Annotated in this window: 17 protein-coding genes; 14 read left to right on the forward strand and 3 right to left on the reverse strand. The window is 49.5% G+C overall.

Annotated elements, in window-relative coordinates:
* Positions 1–51 precede the first annotated feature (51 nt).
* Both KU854_RS01560 and thiD read right to left on the reverse strand, forming a co-directional pair.
* Positions 52–2,229: a putative bifunctional diguanylate cyclase/phosphodiesterase gene (locus KU854_RS01560; protein ID WP_218356872.1), complete on the reverse strand. Its 2,178-nt coding sequence runs from the start codon at positions 2,227–2,229 to the stop codon at positions 52–54.
* Between the two features lie 168 nt (positions 2,230–2,397).
* Positions 2,398–3,219: a bifunctional hydroxymethylpyrimidine kinase/phosphomethylpyrimidine kinase gene (gene thiD / locus KU854_RS01565; RefSeq protein WP_218356729.1), complete on the reverse strand. Its 822-nt coding sequence runs from the start codon at positions 3,217–3,219 to the stop codon at positions 2,398–2,400.
* A 261-nt stretch (positions 3,220–3,480) separates the two neighbouring features.
* Between thiD and KU854_RS01570 the strand changes: the two genes are divergently transcribed.
* The 13 genes from KU854_RS01570 (at position 3,481) to KU854_RS01630 (ending at position 16,036) form a co-directional block, all read left to right on the forward strand.
* Positions 3,481–5,004, forward strand: coding sequence for an EAL domain-containing protein (locus tag KU854_RS01570; RefSeq protein WP_218356730.1), 1,524 nt, complete (start codon positions 3,481–3,483; stop codon positions 5,002–5,004).
* A 335-nt stretch (positions 5,005–5,339) separates the two neighbouring features.
* Positions 5,340–6,344 (forward strand): peptide antibiotic transporter SbmA, encoded by a 1,005-nt coding sequence (sbmA, locus tag KU854_RS01575; RefSeq protein WP_218356731.1) that lies wholly within the window; start codon positions 5,340–5,342, stop codon positions 6,342–6,344.
* A gap of 421 nt (positions 6,345–6,765) precedes the next feature.
* On the forward strand, positions 6,766–7,725 hold the full coding sequence (locus KU854_RS01580; protein ID WP_218356732.1) for a YbgA family protein: 960 nt from the start codon (positions 6,766–6,768) through the stop codon (positions 7,723–7,725).
* Positions 7,715–8,539, forward strand: coding sequence for a MerR family transcriptional regulator (locus KU854_RS24980; protein ID WP_218356733.1), 825 nt, complete (start codon positions 7,715–7,717; stop codon positions 8,537–8,539). The genes KU854_RS01580 and KU854_RS24980 overlap by 11 nt, the downstream gene beginning before the upstream one ends.
* Position 8,540: 1 nt before the next feature.
* On the forward strand, positions 8,541–9,992 hold the full coding sequence (gene phrB / locus KU854_RS01590) for a deoxyribodipyrimidine photo-lyase (RefSeq protein WP_218356734.1): 1,452 nt from the start codon (positions 8,541–8,543) through the stop codon (positions 9,990–9,992).
* Positions 9,989–10,438 carry a nuclear transport factor 2 family protein gene (locus KU854_RS01595; protein WP_218356735.1) on the forward strand — a complete coding sequence of 150 codons (450 nt, stop codon included), beginning with the start codon at positions 9,989–9,991 and terminating at the stop codon, positions 10,436–10,438. The genes phrB and KU854_RS01595 overlap by 4 nt, the downstream gene beginning before the upstream one ends.
* On the forward strand, positions 10,435–11,163 hold the full coding sequence (locus tag KU854_RS01600) for an SDR family NAD(P)-dependent oxidoreductase (RefSeq protein WP_218356736.1): 729 nt from the start codon (positions 10,435–10,437) through the stop codon (positions 11,161–11,163). Before KU854_RS01595 ends, KU854_RS01600 begins: the two co-directional genes overlap by 4 nt.
* Positions 11,163–12,449 (forward strand): NAD(P)/FAD-dependent oxidoreductase, encoded by a 1,287-nt coding sequence (locus KU854_RS01605; RefSeq protein ID WP_218356737.1) that lies wholly within the window; start codon positions 11,163–11,165, stop codon positions 12,447–12,449. Before KU854_RS01600 ends, KU854_RS01605 begins: the two co-directional genes overlap by 1 nt.
* Positions 12,450–12,457: 8 nt before the next feature.
* Positions 12,458–13,195, forward strand: a complete 738-nt coding sequence (locus KU854_RS01610; protein ID WP_218356873.1) for a DUF1365 domain-containing protein — start codon at positions 12,458–12,460, stop codon at positions 13,193–13,195.
* A 2-nt stretch (positions 13,196–13,197) separates the two neighbouring features.
* The gene (locus KU854_RS01615; protein WP_218356738.1) at positions 13,198–14,436 is read left to right on the forward strand and encodes an SAM-dependent methyltransferase; all 1,239 of its coding nucleotides are present in this window, start codon (positions 13,198–13,200) and stop codon (positions 14,434–14,436) included.
* A gap of 18 nt (positions 14,437–14,454) precedes the next feature.
* Entirely contained in the window at positions 14,455–14,985 is a 531-nt protein-coding gene (locus tag KU854_RS01620) for a DUF2878 domain-containing protein (RefSeq protein ID WP_218356739.1), read from the forward strand.
* Positions 14,937–15,515, forward strand: coding sequence for a hypothetical protein (locus KU854_RS01625; protein ID WP_255555326.1), 579 nt, complete (start codon positions 14,937–14,939; stop codon positions 15,513–15,515). Before KU854_RS01620 ends, KU854_RS01625 begins: the two co-directional genes overlap by 49 nt.
* Positions 15,512–16,036, forward strand: coding sequence for a DUF3833 domain-containing protein (locus KU854_RS01630; RefSeq protein WP_336245217.1), 525 nt, complete (start codon positions 15,512–15,514; stop codon positions 16,034–16,036). The genes KU854_RS01625 and KU854_RS01630 overlap by 4 nt, the downstream gene beginning before the upstream one ends.
* An 18-nt stretch (positions 16,037–16,054) precedes the next feature.
* Here KU854_RS01630 and KU854_RS01635 read toward each other — a convergent pair whose 3' ends face one another.
* Positions 16,055–17,686, reverse strand: coding sequence for a DUF2813 domain-containing protein (locus KU854_RS01635; protein WP_218356740.1), 1,632 nt, complete (start codon positions 17,684–17,686; stop codon positions 16,055–16,057).
* Positions 17,687–17,898: 212 nt separating this feature from the next.
* Here KU854_RS01635 and KU854_RS01640 point away from each other — a divergent pair, with 212 nt between their 5' ends.
* Positions 17,899–18,804, forward strand: a complete 906-nt coding sequence (locus tag KU854_RS01640) for a LysR family transcriptional regulator (RefSeq protein WP_218356741.1) — start codon at positions 17,899–17,901, stop codon at positions 18,802–18,804.
* Positions 18,805–18,815: the final 11 nt, after the last annotated feature.

The following is an 18,815-nucleotide window of genomic DNA, read 5'->3' on the forward strand; positions in this document are numbered from 1 at the left end:
TGCTTTGCATTTTGCGTCTGGCTTTCTGGTCTATCGCAATCAGCAAAACGTTTAAGATGCCGGGTAGAGACGCCCGGCTCTTTGTTTTTTAAGCTCAAGCATCAGTTGTTCTGCGGTCATGGGCGCATAGTAGTAGTGCCCTTGGGCGAAGTTACAGCCGATGTTTCTAAGTAGTTCCTGTTGATCTATGGTTTCCACACCTTCTGCCACCACCTTTAACTGAAGCAGGTTAGCCATGCTGACCACCGCCTGACAAATCACCAAATCATCTTTTGATTGCGGCAAGTCTTTAATAAATCCACGGTCGATTTTCACTGTGTTGACCGGGAAGTGCTTCAGGTAAGCCAGCGAAGAATAACCGGTTCCAAAATCGTCGATAGCAAGGCTGATGCCGGATGTAGTCAACCGATTCAGTATGTGTTGATTCCGCTCGAGGTTCTCAATAAACACCTGTTCGGTCAGTTCAATCTGCACACGGGAAGGGGGAATGTCATAACGCGTTACTGAGCGGATAACATAGTCTGCGAGGTAGCCATCCTGAAACTCGTGACCGGAGACATTGATTGCGATGCATTTCGGCGCGCAACGTTCATCCAGCATATGTGAAAAGTGCTTGAGTGCCGTATCAACTACCCAATGTCCGAGACGCTGCATCAAACCGGTTTCTTCGGCCGTTTTAATGATGATGTCAGTGCTGATAGCCGCGCCATTTTTTGATTCCCAGCGAACCAAAGCTTCCACACCGACAATTTGGCCGGTGCGCAAATCAACCTGTGGTTGGTAATAGAGCGACAGTTCATCATTGTTGATTGCTTTACGGATTGCCCGTTCAAGTTCTTTCTTGTGGTTGAGCTGGTCTTGCATGGTTTGGTTGTATGCCACCACTTTGCGGTTACCCAATGCCTTTGCCTTATTGGCCGCGGTATCGGCATGGCGCAGCATTACTTCGGCCTGAAGCTCTTTGCTGTAGCGGTAGGCTATACCGATGGCGCAGGAGGTAAGGATATCGTTGTCTTCGATATAAAACTCTTCTTCCAAGCACATGCGCAGTTGGTTGGCTTGCATTTCAGCTTCCAACTGCGAAGTGCCGGCGCAGGCAACCATAAACTGGTCATGGCTGGTGCGAGCCAGAATGGCGTGGGGCGGCAAGACGGTTTTGAATCGCTTGGCGGACTCCATAATCAACTCGTCCGCCACCAGGTGACCGTACATATCATTGATTTCCTGAAGCTTATCCAGAGACACGCACATCACTACAATATCCTGATCGGTGTGAAGGATGCGGTCTACGTAGATTTCCAGTGCAAAGCGATTTGGCAGGTGCGTCTGCGGGTCATGGTTTGCCGTGAACTGAAGCTGGGATTCCGCTTCCCGGCGCTGGATGATTTCCTTTTTGAGTTTGGAAACCGTGCTTGATTCCGCGTGGCGACCTGTGATGTTCACTTCCAGCAGATAAAGTGAAATGGCCACCAAGGTTGTTACCACAATCCCTGCTAGAAAAATCAGCATCGGTAGGGAGAAATAATTTTGTTCAAAATCGGGCTTTTGCCAGATAGTGAGCTGCCACTGCCCATTCAAGGCAACGACATCCACTGTGTTGACCAGTGCGCCATGCATACTGGGCAGGGTGCCGAAAAAGGTGTTGGTGCCATCGCTCAATACCAAATTCTGGTCTTTACCTAGAAATTCAGTGGCGATTGCCTCTAGCATTTGTTGGATGTTGTAACTCGCTCCCAGATACCCTGCGACCTTGTCCTGAAACTGCACTGGGTGAAGCATTTCAATTGCCAAGGCATTGTTAATGGTGGCGTAAATTTCTGAGGTGGAGAGTTTGGACAGAACCGGCATATTGGAAAAACTGACTGCAGGGGCTATTTGCCAGTTCACTGAGCTGATTTCCGGTGCGAAAGTGGCAGGAGAGCGCCAGGCTATGTTGTGATCCAGATCGTGCCAGTAGACACCGTTGAAGAAAGGAAAGGTGCGGTCGAGCCCGGATGTCGCCTCGCGCCAGATACGCTCATTAATTTCGCCTTTGCTCTGGATATTGTTAGCAAGCCAAACGATAAAATAGGCTTCTTTTTGCAAGTTGACTTCAATAGCCCTTTGGACGCGGTTTATCTCCACGTGCAGCATTTGTTCTTGCAACTCAACCTGTCGGGATAGGGCGCTCCGGTATAGGGTGAAGGTTGAAATCAGAATGACAGCACACACCAGGGTAATCGCCACCAGGGAGGCAAATCGGGGCGCGTTGGTCTGGGTATTGGCATTCTGTTGATTTTGCGGAGGCAATAACGACAACGGTAAACCTTAAAATTGAGTCACATGTCTCTAAAAAGTCTATGTCATAACCCCCAGATCGCAACGTAGAGCGGCAGAATTTTAATAAAAATGAAAAGCCTATAAATCGTATACAGAAACTGGGAAATGATTCATCGGGCCATGACCGTCTCCCAACTGCCAATGTGCGCCTGCCGCCAGACACGTGGTGAGGTAGGTTTTGGCAAGTCTAACAGCTTCCGGCATTGGAATCCCTTTCGCGAGATTTGTTGCGATAGCTGAAGAGAGGGTGCAGCCAGTGCCGTGAGAGTTTCGGGTTTCAATGCGTTGCGCGTTGAACTGGGAAATCTCGTTACTTTCCCCTACCAGCCAGTCAGATACATAGTCAGCGGTTTCTGTATGCCCGCCCTTAACCAGCAACCATCGGCTTCCCAGAGTTTCGCGTGATGCGGTCAGCATAGAATCGGTCAACGGCATTTCAAGCCCCGTTAAAGCAGCAAATTCCGGCAGGTTAGGGGTGATTAGGGTACATATTGGGAATAATTCTTTACGACAGAGTGCGACTCCCTCCTGTTCTAAAAGGGTTTTGCCGCTTGTCGATAACATGACAGGGTCGCAGACGATATTACGTGCATGGTGTTTTTTTAGGGCGGCAATCACTGCCTTTACAATGGCTGCGGTGCCAAGCATGCCGATTTTTACTGCAGCCACGTTGAAGTCGGAAAAAATGGCCTCAATTTGTGCCTTAACCAAATCTGGAGGCAAGGGATAGGATTCAATCACACCCCGGGTGTTTTGCGCAGTCACCGCTGTGATCACACTGCAAGCATAACCGCCGTTAGCCGCAATGGTTTTCAGATCCGCCTGGATGCCGGCACCGGCAGAGCTGTCTGAACCGGCAATGGTGAGAATAACTTTTGGTGTATCAGTTTGCGTGGACATCTTATGTGGTTTTTGGGTTTGGAGTGGTGACACTCTAACACATCAAGGTATGCCGTATGGAAAAGAGAGAAAATCGCGTGGGCGGATAAGCATGTATTTGCACTAAACCCCTGCTATGGCCGCTCATGGCCGTGACATCAATGTAAGTACTGGGACTTTGTAGAAAGCCAAATATCCTTTTCGTCTCGATTTTTTACACGTTTCATTGGGTTAAGTGTCCTATCCTTAAATGCAATGTTCGGGGATTTAACAGGAGCCGCAGTGGATTGGCTCAAAAAACACTTTAAAGCGCTAATAATTGTTCTCTTTTCCGTCGTATTGGCCTATTTCTCGCAATTTGCCGTTTCCAATTGGTTGGTGAAACAGAAGATCAGAGATGACGTAGCGATACTCTCCAACCTGTATTCAGAGCTTTACCGACAAAGCTTCGAACAGTTGAGCGCGCTTTCCAAGGTGATGTCGTACCAATGCGATAACAGCGACGTTGAATTGATGAGTCAGGCAAAATCGGAAAACCTGTTCATCGATTACGTTGATTTGTATCTGAACGATGGCCGTTCCTGTTCCATCTACAATCAGGAGCAAGCGGGACGCGGACTATTGGACTTCGCCCCTGAAAATGAGCTGCAGTTCAACGCTGTTTCGTTAATCCTAACCGACAACCAGTTCGAGGAAATGCGCCTGAAGACAGAAGCAGGCGTGTTACGGTTTATCTTCCAGCAACCGAGCAACTTTCTCTCCAACTGTGATAAATGCCTCTACATGGTGGTCGAACTCAACGGGCGAGAAATTGCCCTCTACCAGCATAACGATGAGCCATATAGGCGTATATTTAGCGGCGATCTCGGTGACAGCCTTGGCGTTGACCTTTACATCAACGAAGATGGTGTTGAGTATCTGGTCGGCGATCTGGTGCTGCTTTTTTCCGGGGTGATTCTGCTGTGTGGGATTTTGATTGCAGTGGGGGTGGAGCTGAATGATACAGAAAGGAAAGGATTGACCGGGCTTTTGAACGAAGCCATTGAATCCAATGCCCTGAAGCCGTTTTACCAGCCGATTGTGAAACCGGAAGGCAACGGATACCGGATTGTCGGCGCTGAAGTGCTGGTGCGTTGGCGTGCCAGTCATGGCGAATACATACCGCCTGATACTTTTATTCCGTTAGCGGAACAGAATGGCTCGATCGATAAAATCACTGACCAGCTTATCGAAAATGTTCTAAATCATATTCAACAGCTTTCGCTGCCACCCAATTTTTTCGTCAGTGTGAATGTCTCACCGAGCTATCTGGAAAAGCCGGACACCGCTGACAAAATACTCAACCTGATCACGGACTACCGGCTGGATCCGCGGCTTCTTGCCTTGGAGATCACCGAAAGAACCAAGTTCGGTGACCTGAACAAAGCTGCGGAGTGCATCGAAATCCTCACCGAGCATGGCATTTCGATTAAGTTGGATGACTGTGGGACTGGCTATGGGGCATTTTCTTATCTTCATGTGCTGAATATCGACACTATCAAGATTGACCGGATGTTTGTGGATGGAATTGGTATGGAAGACTTTAAAAACACGATTCTGGATTCCATTCTGGCCTTTGCGCGTGAGTCTAAATTGCACGTCGTTGCCGAGGGTATAGAAACCAAAGTGCAAGCGGACTACTTGATAAACGCCGGGGTAGAAATGCTTCAGGGAACCTACTTTGGCGATCCAGTCCCCTTTAAACGCTTTCGCCAGCAATTGGAAACCAACGAAATACAGGAAATTCCGAAAGTGATTGTTCAGTAACCAGTTTGGTGGAATCAGGCGCTGGTTACGCTTGAACAATGTAATGGAGTTCTAATAAATTGTCCGGCCTGAGATAAATATCAATAATTTCATATTGTTATATCTTCGTTATTCCTCCGATTGTGACTAGACTCTAACTATGCCCAAGCAGCGGATACACGCGGAGGCATTGTCAGGACATCATTTTTCCTCACATCTCTACCTGATGATGGATTCTGTTTGATTTCGCAGTTTGTATGCAAATTAATCAATCGCCATGTTTGTGATTGATGGGGAGAAACTCTTTGCTTCTTTACGACTCAAAGAGTGACACAGAGGTTTAAGGATGTGTTTTTATGTTTAAATCGTTTTTTCTCGATAAACGATGGTTCCATTGGTCAATCTTAGGTTCTGCGCTGATCCTGTATGTTACTTGGTACAAGGTTGAACTGGATGTTCAAATCAACGAGTGGTTCGGTTCTTTCTACAACCTAATCCAAACTGCACTGTCTGAGCCAAACTCGGTCGCACGAGACGAATTTCTCGCGTCATGTTTCACCTTCCTGAAAATCGCCACGATATACATCGTTGTTGCGGTTATCCTGGAGTTCTTTATCCGCCACTACGTGTTCCGTTGGCGGACAGCGATGAACGATTATTACGTTTCCCACTGGCACCATATCCGGCATGTCGAAGGGGCATCCCAGCGTATTCAAGAAGACACAATGCGTTTTGCGCGGATTGTGGAAGCCCTTGGCGTTTCGTTTATGCGTTCTGTCATGACGCTGTTTGCCTTCCTGCCGATATTGTGGGGGTTGAGTGAGCACGTTACCGAACTTCCCTGGATTGGCGAAGTAGACAGGGCACTGGTTTATCTGGCGGTACTTTCCGCGCTGTTTGGTACGGTTCTACTGGCTATAGTCGGTATAAAATTGCCGGGACTGGAGTTTAAAAACCAGAAAGTTGAGGCGGCCTACCGCAAAGAGCTGGTGTACGGCGAGGATTATGAAGATCGTGCAGAGCCTGAAACCCTGAAAGAGCTGTTTTTGAATGTGCGGCGTAACTATTTCAACCTGTATCGCCATTACCTCTATTTCGATATAGCGAAATGGTCCTATTTGCAGGGAACCGTTATCGTGCCTTATATCGCACTAGGGCCGACCATCATTTCCGGCGCAGTCACACTGGGTGTTCTCCAGCAGATCATCCGCGCATTTGGCAAAGTGGAAGAGTCTTTCCAGTTCTTGGTGAATTCCTGGTCCACCATTGTCGAACTGATGTCTATCTATAAACGTCTCAAAGGCTTTGAGGACCAAATTGATATCGCGGTAGAAGCCGAACAACACACCGCCAGCAACTAACCTATTGTCGAACCTGAATAAACGCCTCCTAGGGTCTGTTGACCTTTGGTGGTTAAATTTTGTTCTAGCCATAAGCGTTTTAGGCGCGGCGAGGTGTGTGCCGCCTAGTTATTCTAAGCAAATACACCTCAACAAAGCATAAAACGCTTAGGGCAGAACCCTTCGGGCAGCGTTTGTGGGGAATTTCTGCTGTGTTATCGGCTTCTCATGTAGGCTAGCTACACATCGAAGCCTCTGCCTTGCATAAAATCCCCACAAACTGCTGCAAAAATCATCATCAAAGGTCAACAGACCCTAATGTTGGGAGGCGTTTTTTTGTGCGCTCCGTCAGTTGTACAGCAAAAAATATTTGTACAACTGTGATCCTTTTGTATTGTTAAGTTGTACAAAATATAAAACTTGTACAACAAGGAGGATTGGGATGAGCATTAAAGTGGGTGTAAGCGCTTGTGTGATTGGCGACAAAGTACGGTTTGATGGCGGGCATAAACGCAGTGCCTTCCTGATGGAAGATTTGGCGCCATTTATCGATTTGGTACCCGTATGCCCGGAGGTGGGCATTGGTTTGTCTGTTCCCCGTCCCACTATCCGTCTCCTGGACAGGGGCGAAACCATCGGTGTGCGTCTGGTAGAAACCAAAGACAGTACTGCTGACTACACCGAAAAAATGGTGGCATTCAGTCAGAAAAAAGCCAACCAATTGGCCGACATGGATTTGTGCGGATATGTCGTTTGCGCCAAGTCGCCCACCTGTGGCATGGAGCGCGTCAAACTTTACCGAGAAAACGGCTATGTAGCCTCTGAGAAAATCGGCGTAGGGCTCTACACCAAAGAGTTAATGGAGCGCATGCCTTGGTTGCCCATTGAAGAAGATGGCCGCTTGCATGACCCTGTGCTGCGTGAAAACTTTGTGTTTCGTATGTTCGCACTGAAAGACTTCTACGACTCCATGGCTGAAGGTATTTCACGACGCGCCATTGTGGAGTTCCACTCCCGCTACAAACTGGTGCTGATGGCACACAGCCCAGCTGATTATAAATCGCTGGGGAATTTCGTTGCCAACATTGCCGGACATGAAATCAACGAGTTTTATCTCGAATACCGGACGCGCTTTATGCGGGCAATCTCGAACCACGCGACCCGGAAAAATAACACCAATGTACTGATGCACCTTCAGGGTTATTTCAAGCGTGCGCTGGATAAAAAACAAAAAGCAGAGCTGTCCGACCTTATTCATGCCTATCGCAAAGGGAACATGCCACTGCTTGCGCCCCTGACTCTGATTAATCATCACCTGAACCAAAACCCGGATCCGTACCTTCAACAACAAAGTTATCTGAATCCGTATCCGGAGAGCCTGAGATTGCGTTATGGACTCTAATGAAAAGCGCCTCAGCATCGGCGAAGTTTCAGAGATTACCGGTGTGAACACCGTTACGCTGAGGGCATGGCAACGTCGCTACGGGTTGCTTAAACCCATGAGAACTGACAAAGGGCACCGCCTCTATGGCGAGGACGATGTTAAACGGATTGAAGCGATACTTTCCTGGCTGGACAAGGGGGTACCGGTCAGCAAAGTGAAAGAGTTATTAGACAATACTGCGGTCTTTCCACCCCGCGTCGAAAAATTGCCGGAATGGGATTCCCTAAAAGGGATGATGCTGACATTCGATGCCGCAGGGGCGGAGTCAACCCTGTTGGAATTGACCAAAAACTATCCAATCTCCGTGTTGGAAAACACCCTTTTTTCGACATTATCTGATTGGTTTTCCGAGCAAAACAGTGAAGTGACGAACCTGTGCAGACAGCTTTGGTTGGCCACAGTGAAAAACGTTCTGGTTCGCTGTTTGCATCTTGGCTCCAAAGCGAAGGGTAAAAAGCAGTGTTGGTTGGTTGGATTGCACGGTGATCTGGACTACCGCTTCTACTTACAAGCCCTGATGTTTCAAGCTGATGGTTACAACGTCACAACTTATGAGCGCATTGATACGGCACTGCCGTTACTCGCCAGAAGTCTGAGCGACAGCCAGGTGGAGAAGCTGGTGCTGTACTCGGATCAGGCGCTGTCTGCAGCGCTTAAACGTGATGTTGTTGCTGTGGTTTATGAGTCCGGTTTGGATGTTCGAGTGGAAGGTGCCTGCCTGGCCATTCACCCCGACCTGAACACGGCCACCATAATGAACAAGGAGTCATGACATGAAACTGGTTTGGTTCCGGAGAGACCTGCGGATAAAAGACAATATCGCACTATATGAAGCGTGCCTAAGCGGTGAACCTGTGATGGCGGTGTACTACGAAACACCGCAGCAATGGAAAGCGCACGGTCTTGCACCTATGCAGGCTGATCTCATTCAGCGTCGCTTATTGATACTCCAGCAAGAGTTGGAGAAGTTGAATATCCCTTTGCTGTTCCGCTCTGTGGATGCATTCAGGGATATTAACCCGTCTTTGGTACAGCTTTGCCAGCAGTACCAGATATCAGATATCTACTGCACCCGAGACTACGAAATTGACGAGATTGACCGAGATAATTCGATAGCGGGTCTCTTGAGCCTGACCAGTACCGTGCTTCACAGTTTTGACTACAAATGTATTTTCGCACCTGGTTCAATCACCAACGGCGCCGGAAACACATACCGCGTGTTCACACCATTCAAGAAAGCATGGTTGCAGGAAGCTCGTGCCATCAACGTTTCACCAATTGGTGCACCAGAACCCGTTCAGACTGACAGCACCACGCAGGCATTGCTCCGCAACAGAGCCCCCATTGAATTTCGCTATCCACTCCGTGACTCTGTCAGTTGGCCGGTAGATGACAGTGCCATTATCCAGAGGCTGCGGGATTTTTGCCGCTACCGGGTTGAGCAATATGACGCTTCAAGGGACTTTCCTGCGATTCCTGCAACCAGTCAGCTTTCCCCTTATCTGGCTATTGGCGCAATTTCGCCCCGTCAATGTATGGCGAGACTGATGGTTGAATCGCCGCAATGTCTGGACAAAGACAGTGGCGGCGGCCATATCTGGCTGTCAGAACTGGTTTGGCGCGAGTTCTACCAGCATATCGTTGCCGCCTACCCGGCAATCAGTAAGGGCAACAGCTTCCAGGAGTGGACAGACACGATTGAATGGAACCGCGATGAGCTGCAATTCCAGCGTTGGAAGCAGGGTAAAACCGGCTTTCCAATTGTGGATGCCGCGATGCGTCAGTTGAATGAAACAGGCTGGATGCACAACCGTCTGAGAATGATCGTGGCGAGTTTTTTGGTAAAAGACCTGCACATCGATTGGCGCTGGGGTGAGTACTACTTTATGAGCAAACTTATCGACGGCGATTTTGCAGCGAATAACGGTGGCTGGCAGTGGTCTGCTTCTGTAGGCACCGATGCCCAACCTTATTTTCGCGTTTTCAACCCGACTGCCCAGAGCAAAAAGTTTGATCCGAACACCCGCTTTATCCGTAGATGGTTGAAAGAGCTGGAGTCAGTGCCAGAAAAAGCACTTCATGCCCCTCATGAATGGGCAGACAAAAACGGCGTTGACCTTGCTTATCCCCGACCGATTGTTGACCACAAACTGGCGCGGGAAAAAGCCATTGCCATGTTCGAAACAGCGAAGCGTTATCAAAGCACACAAAGGGTTGAACCATGATGCAAACTGCCGCGATGCCAGAGAGCGAAACTTTAGAAAAGTTTCTCGACGTCTACCGTTCTTTGCGCAAAGACAATCTGCATTCATTAGACACAATTTACGCCAAAAACGTGGTGTTTGAAGATCCTGCTCACCGCATTGAAGGGTATGACAACCTTGCCCGTTATTTCGAGACGATGTACACCAACGTCACCGACTGCCGCTTTGATATCCATGATCACGTCATCAATGGCGACGTGGCTTTTATTAGTTGGACGATGCGATTGTCACATCCCAAGCTAGCGGGAGGTAGTGAACGTGCTGTCGAGGGCTGTACAAGGCTCGAACTCAAAGAAGGGCGTGTTGTTAAACACCGGGATTATTTTGACCTAGGTGAAATGCTTTACGAAGCGCTACCCGTAGTCGGGCCTGCCGTGCGAATGATCAAAAAGAGGCTGGGTAAATGAAACGGGTTCTGATCACAGGGGCGACCTCAGGTATTGGGTTGCAGTTAGCCAACGACTATGCGGCTGGCGGGTGGCACGTTATTGCCTGTGGCAGGAATGCCACAGTGCTTGAAGCGTTGAGAGAAGGGCGTGACAACGTCACAGTTTTGTCCTTTGATGCTACCGATGAAAATGCCACCCGCGCTGCTTTGGCACAGGTAGGTGACCATCTGGATCTGATCATCTTAAACGCTGGCTCTTGCGAATATATTGACCACGGCAAGATAGATGTTTCCCTGTTTCGCCGTGTATTCGACATCAATCTCTTCGGCATGCTGAATTGCATCCAGGCGTTGCAGGACAATTTTTCTGAAGGCACGCACCTTGCGCTAATGGGGTCAACAGCAGCCTATCTGGGTTTGCCTCGGGCTGAGGCATATGGCGCATCGAAAGCGGCTGTGGCTTACCTTGCCCGCTCGCTTTCCGTTGACCTTGCACATCGCGGTGTCACGGTATCGCTTGTTTCTCCTGGTTTTGTCAAAACGCCGCTTACCGATAAAAACGATTTTGAAATGCCCATGCTGATCTCGCCTGATGAAGCGTCTCTGGCGATAAGACAAGGGCTGGAAAAGAAAAAGGCGGAAGTGCATTTTCCAAAGAAGTTCAGTTACTTCCTCAAATTTATCTCGTCTATGCCAATAGCGTTGCAACTCGCGCTGGTTAAAAAACTAACAAGGAAAGCATGATGAAAATCGCGATTATTGGTTCAGGCATTTCGGGCCTGACATGCGCCCACTATTTGCATAAAGACCACGACATCACTTTGTTCGAGGCCAACGATTATGTGGGCGGACACACGGCAACAGTGGACGTAGAAGTTGCGAGCGGCAAGTACGCCATCGATACAGGCTTTATTGTGTTCAACGACAGAACCTATCCCAACTTCCAGCGCTTGATGGCAGATATAGGTGTTGGTGCGCAAGAGACACAAATGAGCTTCAGTGTCCGCAATGATGAAAACGGGCTCGAATACAACGGCCACAACCTGCTGTCACTGTTTGCGCAAAAGCGAAACGTCCTTAACCCGGCATTCTACAAATTTATCGGAGAGATCCTCCGTTTTAACCGTGAGGCGAGGGAGGCATACACGATTGCCACTCACGGCGATCCGTTAATCGAGCAGACGCTAGGTGACTTTTTATCGCGCCGCAAATTCAGTGAATATTTTTGTCAGAACTACATTTTGCCAATGGGCGCGGCGATTTGGTCTTCAACCCTGTCAGACATGCGCGCGTTTCCACTGAAGTTTTTCCTGCGATTTTTCGCTAACCATGGCTTGCTAGAAGTCGCGAACCGTCCGCAATGGTATGTAATACCGGGCGGTTCACGTGAGTACGTCAGAAAGATGGTACCGGCATTTGAAGACGCCGTCCGACTCAATGCCAGAATCCAGTATGTTGCCCGCTTCAAAGACCATGTTGTAGTTCATACCGAGAAAGGTGAAGAGCGTTTTGATCAGGTTGTGTTTGCCTGTCACAGCGATCAAGCGCTGGCGCTGCTTGCAGACGCTACAAAATTAGAGAAAACGATACTGGGTGACATTGGCTACCAGGAAAACGACGTCGTGCTGCACACTGACAGCAGCATGCTGCCGAAGCGAAAAGCGGCGTGGGCGAGCTGGAACTACCACCTCGGCAGACCACTTGGTCGCGAATCCCGTCCTGCTGCACTGACGTACAACATGAATATCCTGCAAGGCATTGATTCACCGGAGACTTTCTGCGTCACCCTTAACCAGACCGACGATATTGATCCGACAAAGATCCTGCGCAAATTTGTATATGCTCACCCGGTGTTTGACCAGAAGTGCATTGAAGCCCAGAAACACCGTGATGAAATCAACGGTGACAACAACACCTGGTTCTGTGGGGCTTACTGGTACAACGGTTTCCACGAAGACGGTGTGCGCAGTGCGCTGGATGTCGTAGCGGGTATCGAAGCGGCACCGTTGCCGCTACGGAGTGCATCGTGAACGGCGATATTCCCCGGCAATCGAAGAGTGGCCTGTTTGTTGGCACTGTCCGTCACCGCAGGCACTCCCCGGTAGAGCATGCCTTTTCCTATCCCATGTTTATGCCGCTGATCGATTTGGATGAAGTGGATCATCTGGCTAAAACAGTGAAACGTTTTTCGACCCGCAAATGGTCTCTGGCATCGTTCTACCGTAAAGACTACATGGAAGGGCGTGAGGATACCCGCCAAGCCGTGCTCGACAAAGTGTTCACCCTGACCGGTGAACGATTGGAAGGCAAAGTATTGGCCCTGTGCCACCTGCGGTATTTGGGCATTTACTTCAGCCCCGTAAATTTCTACTACGTGTACGATAGCGACGGGCATTGGCGCTATATCCTCGCGGAAGTAAGCAATACGCCATGGAATGAGCGCCATTATTACGCAGTACCCGCCGGTCGGCGTTGGGAAAACCAGAAAGCATTCCACGTTTCGCCGTTCAACCCCATTGACCAGCGATATGTCTGGAAGCTTCGTCCTTTAGATAAAACCGCGTTTGTCCATTTGGAAACGCACCGGGAAACGCGGGAATTTGATGCCACGCTGGCAATGACCAGAAGGCCGTTTACCTCAAAAGAACTGACTAAATTAATCGCAAAAACGCCCGTGATGACCATCAAGGTGGTGGCGTCGATTTACTGGCAAGCGCTGAAGCTTTGGCTAAAAGGCGCCCCATTCTACGGCCATCCTGCACAGGCAAAGGAGTGACTATGTATTCTGGTGATATTCAATCAACGCCTTGGAACGTAACCCGACGTGATACGTTTGCCAGAAGTTTGTTGTTAAAAACCTTCGGGCATATCGAGCGGGCAGCACTGACCCTGGTCGATTTTGACGGTGAAACCTTTCAATTGGGTGATGCCTCGTCTGACTTACATGCGGAAATTATCGTTCGACACCCGGGGTTTTATCAGCGGGTGCTGGGTGGTGGCAGTATTGCCGCAGCAGAAGCCTACGTCGATGGCTGGTGGGATTCGCCTGACCTGACGGCGGTGATCCGTGCTGTATGCCGTAACCTCAATGCACTCGACAGGCTTGAAAGCAAAGTGGGCTGGCTGGCATCGCTTGGCAACAAAATTGCACATTGGAAGAACCGCAATACTCCGCAAAAGGCGCGTGACAATATTTCAGCGCATTATGATTTGGGCAACGCCCTGTACGAACGTTTTCTCGATGAAGAAATGCTCTATTCTGCCGGCATTTATGAAAACTCGTCAGATTCACTGGAAAAAGCACAATTCCAGAAAATGGACAGACTTTGCCAAGAGTTACGGCTCTCACCCGATGACCATTTACTGGAAATTGGAACAGGCTGGGGTGGCATGGCAATCCATGCAGCTAAACACTATGGATGCCGGGTGACAACAACAACCATATCCAACGAGCAGTTTGAATGGGCCAAGTCACGGGTAGAGCAGGAAGGCTTGGGTGATCGTATCACGCTGCTTAAGAAGGATTACCGGGATTTGGAGGGGGAATATGACAAGCTCGTTTCTATCGAGATGATCGAGGCGGTCGGCAAAGAGTTTCTTTCCACCTACATCAAAAAATGCCAGTCACTGCTTAAGCCAGACGGCTTAATGGCCATTCAGGCCATCACTATTGCTGACCAGCGTTACCATCATTACAGCAACAACGTCGATTTTATCCAAAAGCACATTTTCCCGGGCGGTTTCCTGCCTTCTGTCAGCGTACTCCTTGATCGCTTCACTCTTGACAGTGATCTCGTTGTGCGAGATCTCAAAGACATTGGCTTGGATTATGCGAAAACCCTGAATGACTGGCACCAGCGCTTTGCCGACAACCTCACTGAGCTGGCTGCACTCGGTTACGATGATCGGTTTGCCCGTTTGTGGCGTTATTACTTCTGTTACTGCGAAGGCGGTTTTCTTGAGCGCACCATCAGCACGGTGCAATTGGTACTGAGCCGACCTGACTGGCGAAAGTAAACGGGCTAGGGGCAGGAAATGCGTGTTGTTCTGATATCCGTCGCATTCAACCTCTTTTGGTTGTTAGCCGTGTTGGGGCAGCACGCCGCTTTGCCATATCTGGTACTCGCGCTTTTGGTTGCCTTTATCGTCGAACGCAAAGGCATTGCAGTGGTGTTGTTGATAGCGCTTGTCGGTATTGCTGGGGATTCACTCCTTTCGTTGTTGGGTTTTCTGGAGTTTGGTGCCCACCATCTGCCATTGTGGTTTTGTCTTCTGTGGGTTGGGTTCTCTGCCTACGTTGTGTCACTCAGAAGCCTGCTGATAAGTAAACCAGTGACTGTCGTCGCACTTGTTGGCGCTGTGGGTGGGGCTGCCAGCTACCTTGCAGGCGAACGGCTTGGTGCAGTGACATTTAATTATTCTTTGCCCGCGATCCTCACAGTGCTGTTCCTGGCGTGGTTCAGTTACAGCGCGTTTATATTGTTTGTGCTACACCGCTTTGCGAAAAAGGAGAGCGTATGGTCTTCCCGGCAACGCGATACAGCGTCAGAACAGCGAGAGCACTGATTAACCTGATTTTGTTGCTCGCGCTTAGCTGGCATCAAACAGGCAGTGCAGAGCCCAATACCGACGCCTCAAACTGGACGGATTGGAAAAAGGTAGGCAGCGCCACTCTGACTTGGGGCTTCTGGACTATCTATGACAGCGAATTACGCACCCCAAGCGGGCAATACAACGATAAATTCAACGCGCCTTTGGCACTCGTGATCACTTATCGGCGGAATATCGATGCCGAGGATCTGCTTGATGCGACTGTCGATCAATGGGAGCACCTTGGGTACTCAAAACAGCAAATTGCGGACTGGCTACCCGAAATGACCGGTGTCTGGCCCAACGTCAGCAAAGGGGATCGTCTGATTTATGTTTTACAGAGCAACGCAGGCCAGTTCTATTACCAGCCAAGATTAGGCGCGCCATCTTTATCCGGCACTTTAAGTACCCCAGCTTTGGCGAAGGCCTTTTCTGCGATTTGGCTTTCACCATCCACGTCATATCCTTCACTTCGTCTGGCACTCATCGGGAGGAAACCTGAGTGATTAAACGTGTTTTGGTTCTATTAAGTGTATTGTTTTTGTCTTCTTGCTCTGCATCTTTGGAGGACTACCGCCAAGCAGAACCCAAATTTAATTTGTTCGAGTACTTCGCCGGGAATATCAAGGCATGGGGCATGGTGCAGGATTATACCGGCAAGCAAACCCGGCGTTTTGAGGTCGACATTGTGGGAACAGTGGAAGGAAATACGTTGGTGCTGGATGAGCAGTTTCTGTTTGCCGACGGGGAAAACCAGACCCGTATCTGGACGATAGAGCGTTTACCAGACGGGACTTATCAAGGTACTGCCGGGGATGTTGTGGGCATTGCGAAAGGAAGAGAAGAAGGAAATGCGCTGAATTGGATTTATACCCTCAACGTCGCCGTTGGTGATGACAATTACGATCTGAAATTGGATGACTGGTTGTTCCGGCAGGATGAACGCCGCGCTTTTAACCTGACGTCGATGAGCAAGTTTGGTGTTGAAGTAGGTCGTATTTCGATTTTCTTCGAAAAACGCCATTAAATGTATGATTTGAAAAAATTAATCTGCACCTCGCGCCATGCTGATCACCCTTTGTAATACCCACCGCAACAGCAACGGGATGTCTCTGTCGAGATGCTGTTCCGTATATTCGATTATCGCCAGTGCAGCATCCGGCTTGGCAAATTTCTTCAATGCTTTGGCAATAATTTTTTTCGGGGCAATGTGCGTAGTCTGTTCAATGTGCGCCATTTGCCGGAAAAGGGGTTCATAGCCATGGCTAAAAAGAAAATGCTCGATATCCTTGTCAGGCAGCACTGTCAGACGGTGACTCTCTTTTTCCCCATTTAGCCTTGCCCGGGCGGTTTGGGCGTATTTCTGCCCAGCCATGTCACCGTCGGTAATGACATGCCAATCAATGCCCAGCGCCTGTGCAAGCTTGATCAAAGGCTTTAGACCACTTTGTGCAAACTCAATCAGGTGGACACCTTCCGCTGCGAGATCGTACCCCTGGATACGCGCCAGTTCGTTGAACAGCCAAACCTCCGTTTCCCCTTCAACCAATAGCCAGCAACGGGCAAACAGCGCGCTGGGACGATGGAAGCGGACATGGAAAGAAACCCTGCGCTCTTCATCTTTGCTTAGCCGGTTATGCGGAATTTGATGCGCTTCAGTCTGGGAAGCATGACGCTCCAGACGACGTATGCTGGTCAGCGGCACGGCAGAGAGCAGATCGCCGCTGTTGGTGGTGAGGATCTTCTGCATTGGCATTAGATTGATCAGCCGCCACGCTTGGTTGAGTAAGGTCGGATGCAGGCGGCTTTCCGGGTCTTCAAATATCACGATAGGGCGCGCATTGGCTTTCAGTTGTTTGGGGCCACGGGCACGCACAAACGTACTCAAGAGCCCCATCAGTAGAAGGCGACTGTGATTTGATGTGTTATTGGCAACAAGCTCTAGCGGGTGCACATAGCTAGCGCGCATATTCAGGTGCCGGGATGGCTCAATTTCTGCCGGCGACCGGTTGTGCTTGTTAAAGGCAAAGTAGTGATCGAGCAGGGTGCGCATAGCACGAAGCCCACTTTTGAGTTCACCTTTGTTCACGTGTCCTGGCTTTTGTTGCAGGCGGCGTACTGTATTTTCGAGTCGCTTTTCCAAACGTGTGGCATTGCCGTTCATCACCAGTTCCGTATCTCGCAGACGCCTTGCATCCTGCATACGGACAATCGGGTGAAGTCTCGCTAGTGCAGTGGCGAGTTCTTCACTGTTTTCAATCTGGGCAATCTCCCCGGTTTCATCCAAAAATCCGCGCGTGGTCGTTACCTTGTTATCAACGAACAGGGAGTTGATATGGAAATCCAGCCGTCTCAACCCCAGTTCATCAGTGTTGTTCCACGCCTGGTTAAACTGCCGGTATCGTCTTGCCCTGTGCTCGCCGTAATAGCTTTCCACCCAGCGAAGGATAATTTGGATCTGGTTCGTTTGGGCATTACCGAGGGTGTAATTGATGTGAAAATCACTGCGCTCGAATTCATAACTCTCGCCTGAAGATGGCAGGCAAAGCGCCAGCACATCCAGCAAAGAGCTTTTACCCCATGCATTTTCACCGATGAGTACGGTCAACTCGTCGAAGGTGAGAGAGAGGCGCCGAATGCCCCTGAATCCTGATATTTCAATGCGTTCTAACTTCATAGCCACCTCAATGTTAAGCGTAAGTCAGATAGCGAAAGGATTGCGGTGTATTTGTCACGTTTTCTAAAAAAAGAAAGTATTTTCAGGGCGTTGGGGTGAGCTTTGCCAATTGTCCATGGAATAGCACAGCCAACTGACAAAAATATCCTGTTAACTTTCATATGATTGTGACACATTGGATCGTCACACACCGAACAAGGAAAGAACGCGCAATGCTATCTTTTGAGGCGCTTCAGGTACTGGATGCCATTGACCGAAAAGGCAGTTTTGCCGCCGCAGCTGACGCACTTAACCGTGCACCTTCTTCATTGAGCTATCAGGTGCAGAAGCTGGAGCAGGAGCTTGATCTGGTTATTTTTGACCGCTCAGGCCACAAAGCTGTATTTACAGACGCAGGGAAACTCTTGCTTGAGCGCGGGCGCGCCCTTATCAATGCCGCCGACGAGCTGATCGCCGATGCCAAATCTTTGGCACACGGCTGGGAGCTGGATATTACGCTCGCTTACGACGGGTTGCTTCCAGCGAGATATTTTTTCCCGCTGGTGGACAGACTTGCAGAGAAATCCAGCACCCGTTTTCGTCTGCAAGAAGAGATCCTGGCAGGCGCATGGGAAGCGCTGCTAGAAGATCGCGCCGATATTCTTATTAGCCCGGAGCCACCATCGGCGCCGCAGGGCGTAAAAATTCAAGAGCTGGGCTATACCGACGGCTATTGGGTAGCGGCGGTCGACCATCCAATCCATAAGCACAAGAACCCTTTTGATCAAGATGTCCGTCGTTTGTACCGCAGTGTTTCTGTCGCCGATACAGCTAGAAATGCCAAAACCTGTACATTCAATATCCTTGATGAGCAGCCACGGTTAACGGTCAGTTCAATGGCTGAGAAATACCACGCCATTTTGGATGGCTACGGTATTGGCACTATGCCGGTTTGGTGGGTTGAAAAGGACATTGAAGAAGGTCGCCTGAAAGTGATAGAAGGCAGCGATACCTACAAGTTGCTGTGGGTAATTGCCTGGAAACGTAACCGGATGGGAAATGCCAAAAGCTGGCTGATCCGTGAAATTCCTAAAGTACTGAAAGTGATTCAGCCGGAACCAACCCCCAAGGTGGGATAATGCTGGTGGAT

Origin of the sequence: Enterovibrio paralichthyis (assembly GCF_019209835.1) — a bacterium.
Taxonomy (GTDB): Bacteria; Pseudomonadota; Gammaproteobacteria; order Enterobacterales; family Vibrionaceae; genus Enterovibrio; species Enterovibrio paralichthyis.